The 13,863-nt window shown below is 34.7% G+C and carries 12 protein-coding genes and 1 other RNA gene; 12 read left to right on the plus strand and 1 reads right to left on the minus strand.

The annotated features are described in order from the left end of the window. The first annotated feature begins 67 nt into the window (after positions 1-67). On the plus strand, positions 68-487 hold the full coding sequence (locus ERL59_RS19310) for a DUF1934 domain-containing protein (protein WP_160647886.1): 420 nt from the start codon (positions 68-70) through the stop codon (positions 485-487). Next, positions 484-2,160 carry an arginine--tRNA ligase gene (gene argS, locus ERL59_RS19315; protein ID WP_160647887.1) on the plus strand — a complete coding sequence of 559 codons (1,677 nt, stop codon included), beginning with the start codon at positions 484-486 and terminating at the stop codon, positions 2,158-2,160. Before ERL59_RS19310 ends, argS begins: the two co-directional genes overlap by 4 nt. 305 nt (positions 2,161-2,465) lie before the next feature. On the opposite strand, the gene ERL59_RS19320 is transcribed toward argS, so the two are convergent. Beyond that, on the minus strand, positions 2,466-3,620 hold the full coding sequence (locus ERL59_RS19320) for a S8 family peptidase (RefSeq protein ID WP_235929967.1): 1,155 nt from the start codon (positions 3,618-3,620) through the stop codon (positions 2,466-2,468). Positions 3,621-4,029: 409 nt separating this feature from the next. Between ERL59_RS19320 and rpoE the strand changes: the two genes are divergently transcribed. The 10 genes from rpoE to ERL59_RS19370 all read left to right on the plus strand — a co-directional run bounded on the left by rpoE (position 4,030) and on the right by ERL59_RS19370 (position 13,822). Then, a complete protein-coding gene (gene rpoE, locus ERL59_RS19325) occupies positions 4,030-4,554 on the plus strand; it encodes a DNA-directed RNA polymerase subunit delta (protein ID WP_160647888.1) in 525 nt (174 codons plus the stop codon). A gap of 249 nt (positions 4,555-4,803) precedes the next feature. After that, positions 4,804-6,402: a CTP synthase gene (locus ERL59_RS19330; RefSeq protein WP_160647889.1), complete on the plus strand. Its 1,599-nt coding sequence runs from the start codon at positions 4,804-4,806 to the stop codon at positions 6,400-6,402. Positions 6,403-6,508: 106 nt separating this feature from the next. Beyond that, complete coding sequence (locus ERL59_RS19335; protein ID WP_160647890.1) at positions 6,509-6,895, plus strand: response regulator; 387 nt, start codon at positions 6,509-6,511, stop codon at positions 6,893-6,895. Positions 6,896-7,057: 162 nt separating this feature from the next. Further along, a complete protein-coding gene (gene fba, locus ERL59_RS19340; RefSeq protein WP_160647891.1) occupies positions 7,058-7,915 on the plus strand; it encodes a class II fructose-1,6-bisphosphate aldolase in 858 nt (285 codons plus the stop codon). 173 nt (positions 7,916-8,088) lie between these two features. Then, a complete protein-coding gene (locus ERL59_RS19345) occupies positions 8,089-9,339 on the plus strand; it encodes a UDP-N-acetylglucosamine 1-carboxyvinyltransferase (RefSeq protein ID WP_160647892.1) in 1,251 nt (416 codons plus the stop codon). Positions 9,340-9,448: 109 nt separating this feature from the next. Continuing rightward, positions 9,449-10,729, plus strand: coding sequence for a transcription termination factor Rho (gene rho / locus ERL59_RS19350; protein WP_160647893.1), 1,281 nt, complete (start codon positions 9,449-9,451; stop codon positions 10,727-10,729). A 116-nt stretch (positions 10,730-10,845) separates the two neighbouring features. Next, complete coding sequence (gene rpmE / locus ERL59_RS19355; protein WP_160647894.1) at positions 10,846-11,043, plus strand: 50S ribosomal protein L31; 198 nt, start codon at positions 10,846-10,848, stop codon at positions 11,041-11,043. Positions 11,044-11,132: 89 nt separating this feature from the next. After that, entirely contained in the window at positions 11,133-11,525 is a 393-nt protein-coding gene (locus tag ERL59_RS19360; RefSeq protein ID WP_160647895.1) for a hypothetical protein, read from the plus strand. A 58-nt stretch (positions 11,526-11,583) separates the two neighbouring features. Then, positions 11,584-11,850: signal recognition particle sRNA large type (gene ffs, locus ERL59_RS19365), an RNA gene on the plus strand. A 553-nt stretch (positions 11,851-12,403) separates the two neighbouring features. Further along, positions 12,404-13,822 carry an ATP-binding protein gene (locus ERL59_RS19370; protein ID WP_328699984.1) on the plus strand — a complete coding sequence of 473 codons (1,419 nt, stop codon included), beginning with the start codon at positions 12,404-12,406 and terminating at the stop codon, positions 13,820-13,822. The last annotated feature ends 41 nt before the right edge of the window (positions 13,823-13,863 follow it).

The following is a 13,863-nucleotide window of genomic DNA, read 5'->3' on the forward strand; positions in this document are numbered from 1 at the left end:
TAGTAAGAGAAACCAGTTGTAACTTCATGATATAATGGACTAACAAGGTTAAATAGGAGTGTTAAATATGTCAGAAAATAAAAAAGTCTCTTTACGTATTGAAAGTATTAGTGATGAACAACAAATTGTTCAAAATGTAACGGGAGATTATTTTCAAAAGGGTGACTCTGTTTATTATCGCTATGAAGAACCTGATCATAACATGGGTAGAACCAATACAACGATAAAAATTAAAGCAAATGACATTAGAGTTGTCCGACATGGGGATACTCAATCCGAGCAATCATTTCAACTTGATAGTTTACAGCCAGGTTATTATCATACAGCTACAGGAAAAATGAACATATCAAATAGGGCGACTGAAATAAATATTGAATTGGATCAAGGTTATGGGCAAATCTCTTGGTCTTATGAATTATATTTAAACGATGAACATGCCGGAGATTTTAAATTAAAGATTGAAATACAGGAGGCGACTGAGTTGTGAGTATTTTAGAAAAAGTAAAGGTTAAACTTATACAATCTATTAATAAAGCGGTTATGTCCGCTGAGATAATTTCAGTTGATCAGTTGCCTGAAGTAGGTCTTGAAGTACCAAAAGATAAATCATTTGGGGACTTTTCAACAAATATTGCGATGCAGTTAACGCGAATTGCTAAAAGAAATCCTAGACAAATTGCAGAACAAATCAAAGAAAATCTTGATTATGTAGAAGCAGGCGTTGAGAATGTAGAAATTGCAGGGCCTGGTTTTATCAATTTTTATTTAGATAAAAGTTATTTACATAAAGTGATTTCAGATGTATTAGAGAAGGGAACTAGATACGGGGCTCTTCAAGTTGGAAATAATGAAAAGATTCAAGTTGAGTTTGTCAGTGCAAATCCAACAGGCAGCCTGCACTTAGGACATGCTCGTGGTGCAGCAGTAGGGGATGCATTAAGTAATTTGCTAGATTTTGCAGGTTATGATGTATCGAGAGAATATTATATAAATGATGCTGGAAATCAGATTGATAATTTAGCTAAATCTATTGAAGCAAGATATATGGAGCAGTTAGGCAAAGCTTTGAATATGCCTGAAGATGGGTATTTTGGTGAAGATATCATTCAATTTGCAAAAGAATTAGTCTCCGTAGAGAGTGACCGTCTTCTTTCACTTGATGATAACGAGAAGTTTGAATATTTTAAACGATTCGGATTAGAAAAAGAATTACAAAAGCTTAAAAATGATTTAACACGTTTTGGAGTAGAGTTTGATGTTTGGTTTAGTGAAACTTCTCTATATCAAGATAAAAAAACAGATGCCGTTTTAGAGGAGCTTGATAAGCAGGGCCATACATACGAACAAGATGGTGCAAAGTGGCTTCGAACAACGCCATTTGGTGACGATAAAGATCGTGTATTAATTAAAAAAGATGGTTCTTTTACGTATTTAACACCAGATATTGCTTATCATAAAGATAAATTTAATCGTGGATTTAATCAACTTATTAACATTTGGGGAGCAGATCACCATGGTTATATTCCTAGAATGAGAGCCGCAATAACTGCATTAGGATATGAACCTAATCAATTAACGGTGCTTATTTCTCAAATGGTAAGCTTGTTTCAAAACGGTGAAAAGGTAAAAATGTCGAAAAGAACAGGCAAAGCGGTCACAATGAAGGAGTTAATGGATGAAGTGGGGGTAGATGCGATTCGTTATTTCTTTACGATGCGTAGTATTGATTCTCATCTTGATTTTGATATGGATTTAGCGATCTCTACCTCAAATGAAAATCCAGTGTATTATGTACAATATGCTTATGCACGTATATGTAGCATTTTTCGTCAAGCAAATGAACAAGGAATTACAATTTTGCCATTGGAACAGATTGAACTTAGCTTATTAAATACAGCGTCAGAATTTAATTTATTGTTAAAAGTAGCTACATTGTATGATGAAGTTCAAGTTGCAACAGAACAATATGCACCACATCGTATTATTCGATATGTGTATGAGTTAGCCTCTCTTTTCCACAGTTATTATAAAGCAGAAAGAGTTATTTTAGAGGATGATGAGAAACTGACTCAAGCGAGATTAATTCTTCTATCTGCATTGAAAACTGTATTTGAAAATTGTTTTAAAATTATTGGAATATCTGCACCTGAGAAAATGTAAATGCACCCCAAAAAGTAATGTATCCCCAGTTCGTGGAAGAACTGGTGTCGAATTTGGCCACATGGATGTGGCAGTTCTTGTTCGACTATTACTTTTCGGGGACCCCATAACACAAAGGAACATTTACAAAAGTGAAGTACATCGTAGTTAGTACCCAGTTTAGGAAGGACTGGTGTCGATGTTAGCCACATGGACGTGGCTGTCCTTAATCGACCGAGTACTTTTGCGGGACCCAAGCAATTAGCACAGCAAAAAATAAGTGATCCCATGTGTTACTGAAGGGATCACTTATTTTTATAGTTTTTTTATTTGGTCTTCAATTTTTTAACAGCTCTTATTGCTCGAATAGCATTAATCTCTTTTGGTATATTTTTTTTACTAGTTGAATTGCTCAGTGGTGTTCCTGTTTTCTTTAATATCGTTTTTATTTTTACGGGACTTAGTTTTGGATTAATGGATAACATTAGTGCTACAATGCCTGAGACATGAGAAGTAGCCATTGATGTTCCGTTTAATTCAACATATTTTCTATTAGGCCAGGTAGAGAAAATCCTTTCTCCCGGTGCGTATATATCAATATTTTTTCCTTTATTACTGAAAGAGGCAAGACGTTTTTTTGTCGAGGTTGCCCCTACAGAAATCGTTGGTGTAAATCTAGCGGGATAATCTACGTTTTCTTTTTTTCCATCATTTCCTGAAGAAGCAACAGTGATGATCCCTAATTCATTTGCTTGTTTAATGGCATCTAATAAAGACTGGCTGCGATTACTCATTCCAAAGCTCATATTAATGATGTTCATTTGATTTCTAATGCTCCACTCAATCGCTTGAATAATATCAGATGAATAAGCTGTTCCTCTATGATCAAATGCTTTGATTGGATATAATTCTGCTTGTGGAGCTGTCCCTACGATGCCCATTTTTTCATTTGAAGCAGCAATGGTGCCAGCAATATGAGTTCCATGACCGTTATCATCCCATGGAGGCATGTGTGGAAATATAAAATTGAACCCTCTACGTAACCGTTCCTTTAGGTCAGGATGATTAAAATCCACTCCTGTATCAATAACAGAAATTTTAATTCCATCACCTTTAGTGTATTTCCATACTTGAGGTGCTTTGATTTCTTGCACACCCCAAGGGATAGATGATTTTAATTCAGTTTCTATAGGAGCGAAGTTTGTTGGTGAGTGCATTTTTATTTTTGTATCCTTTTCAATGAATCGAATAGCCGGGTGACTTATAAGATTATTACTTGAGTGTAAGGGACAAGAAATAGCATGAATGATCCCAATGGGTTGAATATGTGACAGTTTGGATAAAGAAGGTTTTAACTTTTTTATTTGACGTAAGCAACTTTGAAATTCTTTGCGATTATTGAATCGAATAATTTTACGTGTCACAGACTGCTTTGTAACAATATGATGATTTAAATATTTTAATAATTTGGAGAAATTCAATTTGTTATCCCCCCTATGATGAGCATTTTAACTTGGATATTGCATTATATTATGTCATTTTTGCTCCGTTGGCTTTGGGGGAATGCCTTTTTTTATAATAATTGGGCATTCGATTAGGTCATAAATGGATTATGGACATAGGATAAATAAAGAGAGGAAGCTCTCTCTTTATTATTCCGGGTTATGAATAGCTGATTCGTAACTATGCGGATACAGTCATAAGCGAAGAGTTAATTGCTCTTCGCTTATTGTCAATTTAAAAACTAAACTATTTTAGACAAGAGATTTAAGTGTTAGTTGAAGCATTCTTGCATTTTAATGTAAAATAGGTTTTACTTAATGATGACAAAGATAAAAGTTCAATATACATATCATTTTTATTTATGTTGTGTGAAAGGTTGTGTTAGGAATGAGCAGTCAATATACAATAAATCTTACCGCTGAGGAAATAAAAGAAATACCAATGGTTGATTTAGCATTTATGATTTTTAAATCAACAAATAAACAATTTTTCTATCGTGATTTGATGAACGAAATCGCTAAGATTAAAAGTTTATCTGCAGATGAAGTCGATGAGGTTATTGCACAGTTATATACTGAAATTAACATTGATGGACGTTTTGCTTGCATTGGAAATAATGTTTGGGGTTTAAAAAGATGGTACACTTTGGATAAAGCTGAAGAAATATCTAATAAACCAAAAGTGATCAATGATGATGACGATGACCTTGAAGATGAAAAAGAAATGTTTTCTGATGAGGATGAAAATAACGATGCATTTGTTAGTGAAGGAACCACTACGGATGATATCATCAGTGAAGGTGAAGAAGACCTAGATGATAATGAAGAAATAGAAGAAGCTGATGAAATTAGTTTAGACGAAGAAATGGAAAAAGAGATGGATGAAGACAACGATGAGGATAGTTCGTACTAGGAAGAAAACTTTCATTTCAAGTCTCTTGACATCCTCTAATGTACAGAGTAAACTATTGCAAGGGCTAAATATTTTTTGATGTATTTTTAGTAAAAATAAATAAGCTAAAGTGCCTCTTTGAACAAAGAGTCACTTTATTTTTTTGTACTTTTAACATTTATAAGTTTTGGTTATTTAAAACGACTTCGCCTTAAGAGGCTCGCCAATTAGCGAGTTTTCTTTATTAAATTATATAGGAGGTAAGGCACAGTGACTAAGTATATATTTGTAACTGGAGGAGTAGTGTCTTCCTTAGGGAAGGGAATTACTGCTGCTTCATTGGGTAGATTGTTAAAAAACAGAGGTTTACAAGTCATGATTCAAAAATTTGATCCTTATATTAATGTAGACCCTGGAACGATGAGTCCTTACCAACATGGGGAAGTATTTGTTACAGATGATGGTGCAGAAACAGATTTAGATTTAGGGCATTATGAGCGTTTTATTGATATTAATTTGACTCAGAACAGTAATGTAACTACAGGAAAAATTTATTCATCCGTTATTACAAAAGAGCGTAAAGGCGAATACTTAGGTGGAACCGTTCAGGTTATTCCACATATTACAAATGAGATTAAAGAGCGAGTTTTCCGTTCAGGGAAAGAATCTGGAGCGGATGTGGTCATTACCGAAATTGGCGGTACTGTCGGTGACATTGAAAGTTTACCGTTTCTAGAAGCGATTAGACAAATCAAAAGTGATATTGGTAGAGATAATGTGATGTATATTCATGTTACCTTAATTCCTTACTTAAAAGCGGCAGGCGAATTAAAAACCAAACCAACTCAACATAGTGTTAAAGAATTGAGAAGTTTAGGTATTCAACCAAATGTCATTGTATGTAGAACAGAACAAGAACTATCTGTAGATATGAAAAATAAACTAGCACTATTTTGTGATATTGATCCTAATGATGTGATTGAAGCAAGAGATGCGGATACGTTGTATGAAATTCCTTTAATGCTGCTTGAACAACACATGGATGAGATCGTGGTGAATCATTTAAAATTAAAAACCAAACCACCTGAAATGACAGAATGGAATCAACTTGTAAATAAAGTAAAGCAGCTAAAACATAAAACGGAAATCGCGATAGTTGGAAAGTATGTTGCATTACATGATGCCTACTTAAGCATTGTAGAATCTTTAAGTCATGCAGGGTTTGAACATCAAGCAGAAGTTTCTATTCGTTGGGTTGATGCAGAAGAGGTTAATGATGAAAATGTACATGAATTACTTCAAGGAGTAGGAGGCATACTTGTACCTGGAGGATTCGGAGATCGTGGAATTGAAGGAAAAGTAAGTGCCATTAAATATGCTAGAGAAAACAAAGTTCCTTTTTTGGGGATTTGTTTAGGAATGCAGGTTGCAGTAATAGAATTTGCCCGTTCAGTTGCTGGTTTGGAAAATGCAAACAGCTCTGAAATTAATGCAGAAACACCTCATCCAGTCATTGATTTGTTACCAGAGCAAAAGGATATTGAAGATTTAGGCGGAACAATGAGATTAGGGGCTTATCCTTGTAAATTAGAAAATGATACTTTAGCATATAAGAGTTATGAATCGGATTTGATCAATGAAAGACATCGTCATCGTTATGAATTTAATAATGATTATAGAGAATTATTAGAAAATGCAGGATTGAAAATTTCTGGAACTTCTCCTGATGGAAGACTCGTTGAAATGATCGAACTTCCAGATCATCCATGGTTTTTAGCATCACAATTTCATCCTGAGTTTACATCAAGACCGAATCGACCACAAAAAATGTTCACAGGATTTGTAAAAGCGGCTTTGAACAATAATTAATGCTTTTTTTCAACTTTTTGGTAAATTAAGCAGGAATGTAAGAGTTACTTATAGAAATGTTTATTTACCAAAAAAAGTGATTTGTGTTGTTCGGGAGGTTGGTAGTTTGGAAAAAGGAAAGCTTTTAATTGTTGATGATCAACACGGAATTAGAGTCTTGTTGGAAGAAGTGTTTAAGATGGATGGTTTTTATACACTTACAGCTGCAAATGGTCAGCAAGCATTAGACCATGTCAACAACGACCCCCCAGATCTTGTTCTATTAGATATGAAGATTCCAGGCATGGACGGATTAGAAATATTAAAGCATATAAAAGAGATCAACACTTCAATAAAGGTGATTATGATGACTGCTTACGGCGAGCTTAATATGATAAAGGAAGCAAAAGAAGCTGGAGCAATGAGACATTTTTCCAAACCATTTGATATTGATGAAATTCGTGCAGTTGTAAATGATGCGATCGGAGATGACCATGCTGCAACAGGATCCTGAAAAGGATCTTTTTTCTTTGAATGCAACAAAACATCCTGAATTTGGTATTGTTTAGTCTTTTTTTCATGTGCCAAACCTCACTTCATTTTTGAACTGTTCAGTGCTATAATAGTGCAGAATGACGATTGTTTATTAAAAATATAGAGTAGGAGGCTCGAAACCATGCCATTAGTATCAATGAATGAATTTTTACCTGCAGCTAAAGAGAAAAAATTTGCAGTAGGACAGTTTAACATGAACAACCTTGAATTTTCTCAGGCAATTGTTCAAGCAGCTATGGAAGAAAACTCTCCATTTATTTTCGGGGTAAGTGAAGGTGCTCTTAAATATATGGGCATTGAATTCACAGTTGCTATGGCTGAAGCAGCGGCTAAACAATCAGGATTACCTATCGCACTTCATTTAGATCACGGCAGCAGCTTTGAAGTAGCTATGAAGTGTATTCGTGCTGGTTTTTCTTCAGTTATGTTTGATGGATCACATCATTCTTATGAAGAGAATGTACGTCTGACGAAAGAAGTTGTAAAAACTGCTCATGCAATGGGCGTTTCTGTTGAAGGTGAATTAGGTACAATCGGTGGAGTTGAGGATGATATTAGTGTTGATGAATCCGATGCTAATTTAGCAAAACCAGAAGAAGCGATTCGTTTTTACGAAGAGACAGGTGTTGATTGCTTAGCCATTGCTGTGGGTACTGCTCACGGAATGTATAGTGGTGAACCTGATATTAAATTTGATATTATTGAAGAAGTAACAAAAAATATTCCAGTTCCAGTTGTATTACATGGTGGTTCAGGAGTTCCGGATGAAATGATTCGCAAATCCATTGAAGCTGGTGTAGGTAAAATAAATGTTAATACTGAAAATCAAGTTGCACTTACGAATGCAATTCGAAACGTATTAAACAGTAATGATAGTGTTTATGATCCTAGAAAATACCTAGGTCCAGGTAAAGAAGCAATGGTTGAAGTTGTAAAATCTAAAATTAAATTGTTTGGAAGTAGCAATCAAGCCCAATAATGAATAATAAGGAAAGGGGAATTCACTTAAAGTTTTTGTTCTAAAAGTTTAGTTTTAGCACCAATAAGATAATAAGAACATGTTCTTATAGTGACTTTCTCTTTCGCATATGTTAACATATCAAATGACTTTTACTACCGTTTTTTTAGATTGTTGGAGGGATATACATAAATATGGAAAAACTGATCGTTACAGGAGGCAAACCACTTCAAGGTACCATCCGTATCAGCGGAGCTAAGAATAGTGCGGTTGCTCTTATACCTGCTGCATTGATGGCTGATTCTACTGTTATTTTAGATAATATGCCTGTGTTAAGAGATGTTCAAACTTACAAACATATATTAGAAAACTTAGGTGCGCATGTAGAATTTTCACAGGATCATATGGTAATAGACCCTTCATCTTTACAATCTATTGAAATGATGGATGAAAACGTAAAACAATTGCGTGCATCTTATTATTTGATGGGTGCTTTACTAGGCAAATTTGGTGAAGCAGTGATTGGGTTGCCTGGTGGCTGTGATTTTGAACCTCGTCCCATTGATCAACATATTAAAGGATTTGAGGCATTAGGAGCAGAAGTAAGGAATGAGCATGGTTCCATTTATATTAAAGCGAAACAATTAATTGGAACTAAAATCTATCTTGATGTAGTCAGTGTAGGTGCTACGATTAATATTATGCTGGCAGCCTCACGTGCAAAAGGGATCACTTTAATAGAAAATGCTGCAAAAGAACCTGAAATTATCGATGTAGCCACTTTATTAAATTCAATGGGTGCTAAAATTAAAGGCGCAGGGACAGGGACGATACGTATTGAAGGGGTAGATGAATTAAAAGGATGTCGACACTCTATTATACCCGATCGTATTCAAGCTGGAACTTATATGATTGCAGCAGCAGCTACTAGAGGAGATGTTATCGTTGACAACATTATTCCAAAACATATGGAAGCTTTAACAGCCAAGTTAGTAGAAATGGGTGTTGAAATTCATGAATTAGATGAGGCTATTAGAGTAGTTGGTAAACCATCATACAACAGCATTGATGTCAAGGCGCTTGTTTATCCTGGTTTTGCTACTGATCTTCAATCCCCTATGACCACTTTACTTACGCAAGCTGATGGTGTTAGTGTTTTATCAGATTATGTTTATAATAATCGCTTTAAACATATACCTGAATTAATTCGTATGGGTGCTAAAATTAAACTTGAGGACCGTTCTGCCGTTATTGAAAAATCCAAATTGCAGTCGGCTAAAGTAACTGCGATGGATTTAAGAGCAGGGGCAGCCTTGATGATTGCGGGCCTTACAGTTGAATCAGGTGAAACAGAAATTACTGGTGTAGAATTTATTGATAGAGGTTATGACAATATTGTGGAAAACTTAAAGAATTTAGGTGCAGATGTGTGGCGTGAATCTTAATATAGTATGACTTTGTACAAAAAGGGAATACTATGTAGTTCAGTCATCATTTGTTTGTTTAAAAGATTTAAAAATTGTTTTAATAATTTTAGAATGTGGTGGTACTTTTATGGACATGAATTTAGCAGAGTTAGAAAAATTGAAGTTGAACGACCTGTATACCTTAGCTAAGAAGTTCCAAATTCAGTATTATAGTCAAATGAAAAAAAGAGAACTCATATTTTCGATCTTACGTGCGCAAGCAGAACAAGGCGGACTGATGTTCATGCAGGGAGTCTTGGAAGTCTTACCTGAGGGATACGGTTTTCTTCGACCTATCAATTACTTGCCTAGCAAAGAAGACATCTATATATCTGCATCACAGATTCGTAAGTTTGATTTACGAACAGGAGATCTAGTCTCTGGTAAGTGTAGGCCTCCAAAAGATAATGAAAGATATTTTGGTTTATTACAAGTTGAAGCTGTGAATGGTGAAGATCCAGACAAAGCCAGTGAAAGACTTCATTTCCCAGCACTTACTCCACTTTTTCCACAAGAAAAAATCATTCTTGAAACAACCCCTACACACCTTTCTACTAGGATTATAGATTTATTATCTCCAGTTGGATTAGGTCAGAGAGGACTCATTGTAGCTCCACCAAAAGCAGGGAAGACATTATTATTAAAGCAAATTGCTAATAGTATCTCTACTAACCGTCCTGATATGGAGTTATTTGTGCTGCTTGTTGATGAACGTCCAGAAGAAGTAACAGATATGCAGCGTTCAGTAAAAGGTGAGGTAGTGGCATCTACGTTTGATGAATTGCCAGAAAATCATATTAAAGTTGCAGAACTTGTTTTAGAACGAGCACTTAGATTAGTAGAGCACAAAAAAGACGTTGTTATTTTAATGGATAGTATCACTCGTTTAGCAAGAGCTTATAACTTAGTTATTCCTCCTTCCGGACGTACATTATCTGGAGGGATTGATCCTGCAGCATTCCATAGGCCCAAAAGGTTTTTTGGAGCCGCTAGGAACGTAGAGGAGGGTGGAAGCCTGACCATTTTGGCCACAGCACTGGTAGATACAGGATCTCGTATGGATGATGTTATTTATGAGGAATTTAAAGGAACAGGGAATATGGAGCTTCATTTGGATCGCAAGCTTGCTGAACGTCGCATTTTCCCAGCCATTGATATTCGGAGATCAGGCACAAGACGTGAAGAATTATTGGTACCAAAAGAAGAGCTGGATAAAATTTGGCTGCTTCGTAAAAATATGAATGATGCACCTGATTTCACTGACGCATTTTTGAAAAGATTATCGAATTCTAAAACCAATCAAGAATTTTTATCTACTTTGGTAAAACCGGTTTCAAAACCAATTTCTACAAATAAAAGAAAAGTGTAATATGATGGCTTGTTTGTGCAAAGCTTGCAACATTAGAGTGAACGTGTTAGAATCTTTTATGTGTCAATTTAACTCTGGATTGCAAAATATTCAGGGCGGAAAGAGGGGTAACTACAATGAAAGAAGCAATTCATCCTAAATACGAATTAACTACAGTAACTTGTGCTTGCGGAAATTCTTTTGAAGCAGGTTCTGTTAAGGAAAATCTTCGTGTTGAGATTTGTTCTAATTGTCATCCATTTTTCACTGGTAAGCAGAAGTTTGTTGATGCTGGTGGACGTGTTGATCGTTTCAAGAAAAAATACGGTCTATAAGAAAAACCAAATAGTAAAAATTAGAGTCTTATTTTTACAGCATATAGAAACCTTCTTTGGTTATGATAATGATCAAGGGAGGTTTTTTTATGAGGAAAAAATGCTTTCTTTTATTTATAATAGCCATTGCGGTCTGGATATTTACAGGATGTAACACAGAGGATAATAATGTTCAAATGAAAAAGTATGAAAATGATGGTTATTTAGGGCTTACAAAATCCCTACCTAATATGCCAACAAACCCCTCCTATCATAACTATAGGAAAGATACGGAACTTGTTAAACAATCTTTAAAAGGGATTGATGGTGTTATCGATTCAACAATTACCATTGCAAACGGAACCAACATGATAATAACAATTCAAGTATCAAACCATCTATCTAAACAGGAAGCAAAACAAATAGAGAAAACAGCATATAAGGAAATAAAGAAGCAATTGCCAAGATATGAAGTATCTGTTAGAAGTAATAAATCTGGATGATATGGTAATCGTTTCTGAAGCTTGATATTTTATGCTGAATCAGATATACTTAATCTTGCCGTGCTAGACGGGGAGGTAGCGGTGCCCTGTAACCCGCAATCCGCTATAGCGGGGTTGAATTCCAGTTAGAGGTATTGTTGATGTAACGTCAGCCTTTTACACGTAGTGTTGACGGTCAGGTCTCTCGCAATGGAAGCCTGTGAATCCGGTCAGGTTCGGAAGAAAGCAGCCGTAAGCAGGATGTTCCATGTGCCGAGGGGTCGCCTGACTTGAGCTAACGATAAAAGCAGCGGTTATGTCGCAACTATCAATAACTGGTGCATGGTGAAAAATTTATTAGTTAGTTTTTTAATCAAATCACCTAATGGTGGTTTTTTTGTTTTCACTTTAATATTTTTTAATTATTATAACCATTTCCAATAGAATAATTCTAGCACTACCTCAATGATGAGCCACTTAACACATGTCAATGAAACAATCCAGAACTATTAACTATCCCATTCATGAGCCATTACAACGAATGATTATAATACTAGTCCGTTTTCATCTTTCATCTTTCAACTTGATGCTTGATGGTACCCTCAATCTTATCTTAATAAATTTGCCATCGGATAATTTTCTTTACAGGTATCTTTTTATTTCATAAAAGTCATATTTTGTAAAATAGGTTATAATCTTTAAATTTCCATTTTTAAATATTTTAATAAGATATTTTCCTTGTAATAATTGAAATAAAAGTTTTCTTATAGAAAAATGATTCCCTTTTTTGGATTTACTTACCATGTGAGATTTTTTTGGAATAAGGAGGAATTTTCTATACAAAGGTAGAATTAACTATTGATATACGATGGAATTTGTTGGAATGGGAGGTTGAAGTATTGCATACTCCAGTTACGTTAAAGTTCCCATATACGATAGAAAATTTACTTAACTCCCTTGAAGTTAAAAGTACATCTATGTTAATCATAAATGAGAAAGATGAGGTTACTTTTAGTAATTCAGTATTTCTATCGGCTAGTGGTTATGTTGATATTGATGAACTTAACAATATTAAAATAAGAAACATTATTCACTTCCAAGAACCTCTAATGAATTTAGCTCAGACTTTGCAAAATAATAAAAAACTAAGCATCTACACTAAGAACAGAACCACTATTGAAACGACATATTCAGTGATATCATTACAAACTCATGATGATCAACACCAAGGATATTTAGTTATGTTATATGACTTACATAACTCAAACTTAATTCAACATTTTTCTGCAACCTTTATGAAAGATGTTAATCTAGGTGTTTTACTAATTAATAAAGAATTTCAATTGATCGATATTAGTGATATGGCTTGTACCATATTTGGGATGAAAAAAGAAGAAGTTATTGATAAATCATTAGATGAGATTTTTAAGCCCGTCCCAAGAGAGTATCAATTGGTACAACGTACTGTTCTAGAAGGATTAGTAACAAAAAACCATGCAGTATCGTGGATTAATGATTCACAAAGGTTTGAGTTGCTTATGGATTCAAATACTTTAAAGAACAGCAATGGTGATACTGTAGGAGCTTATATCATATTGAAGGATGTTTCCAATTTACGATCACTTGAAGAGCAGGTTCAAAGAAGTGATCGTTTGGCAATGATAGGACAAATTGCAGCAGGTACTGCACACGAAATTAGAAATCCACTTACTTCAATTAAGGGATTTTTACAGGTCATTAAGAAATCACTGAAAGAAAATGAAATGAATCAAGAATTTGAGTTTACGAATATTATGCTCACAGAAATCGATCGGATTAATGGATTAGTTAGTGAGTTTTTATTGTTAAGCAAGCCTAGAGATTTTGTATTTGAACAAGTAGATTTATCTAAAGTAATGCAAGAAATAAAACCTATTATACATAACGAAGCGATATTACATGATGTTGAAGTACAGTACCACTCTGCAAGTAATCTTCCATTTATATTAGCTAATACGGAGTTAATTAAACAAGTATGTCTGAATATTTGCAAAAATGGAATTGAAGCCATGGTTGATGGAGGAACTTTAAGCATTACAGAAAAAATTGATGAAGCCAATAAACAGGTAAGTATCGAAATACATGACACTGGTCCAGGGATTCCTTCATTTTTAGTGGATAAAATATTTGATCCTTTTTTTACAACTAAACAAGATGGAACGGGATTAGGGTTATCTGTTTGCCAAAGAATAATACATGACATTGGTGGTTCGATAAGAGTATCGTCTAAAGGTTTTGGAACCACTTTCATTATTAGTATGCCACTTCCGGGTAGGTAGCCAGTTCGTGGATGAGCTGGTGCCGGAATTGCCATAGGACG

The sequence above is a fragment of the Chengkuizengella marina genome, assembly GCF_009910845.1.
Taxonomy (GTDB): domain Bacteria; phylum Bacillota; class Bacilli; order Paenibacillales; family KCTC-33759; genus Chengkuizengella; species Chengkuizengella marina.

Excerpts from the sequence above, each read along its gene's own strand:
- ERL59_RS19360 (WP_160647895.1), top strand. The coding sequence starts at position 11,133 with ATGAGGAAAAAATGCTTTCTTTTATTTATAATAGCCATTGCGGTCTGG.
- rpmE (WP_160647894.1), top strand. The coding sequence starts at position 10,846 with ATGAAAGAAGCAATTCATCCTAAATACGAATTAACTACAGTAACTTGT.
- ERL59_RS19310 (WP_160647886.1), top strand. The coding sequence starts at position 68 with ATGTCAGAAAATAAAAAAGTCTCTTTACGTATTGAAAGTATTAGTGAT.
- rho (WP_160647893.1), top strand. The coding sequence starts at position 9,449 with ATGGACATGAATTTAGCAGAGTTAGAAAAATTGAAGTTGAACGACCTG.
- ERL59_RS19345 (WP_160647892.1), top strand. The coding sequence starts at position 8,089 with ATGGAAAAACTGATCGTTACAGGAGGCAAACCACTTCAAGGTACCATC.
- fba (WP_160647891.1), top strand. The coding sequence starts at position 7,058 with ATGCCATTAGTATCAATGAATGAATTTTTACCTGCAGCTAAAGAGAAA.
- rpoE (WP_160647888.1), top strand. The coding sequence starts at position 4,030 with ATGAGCAGTCAATATACAATAAATCTTACCGCTGAGGAAATAAAAGAA.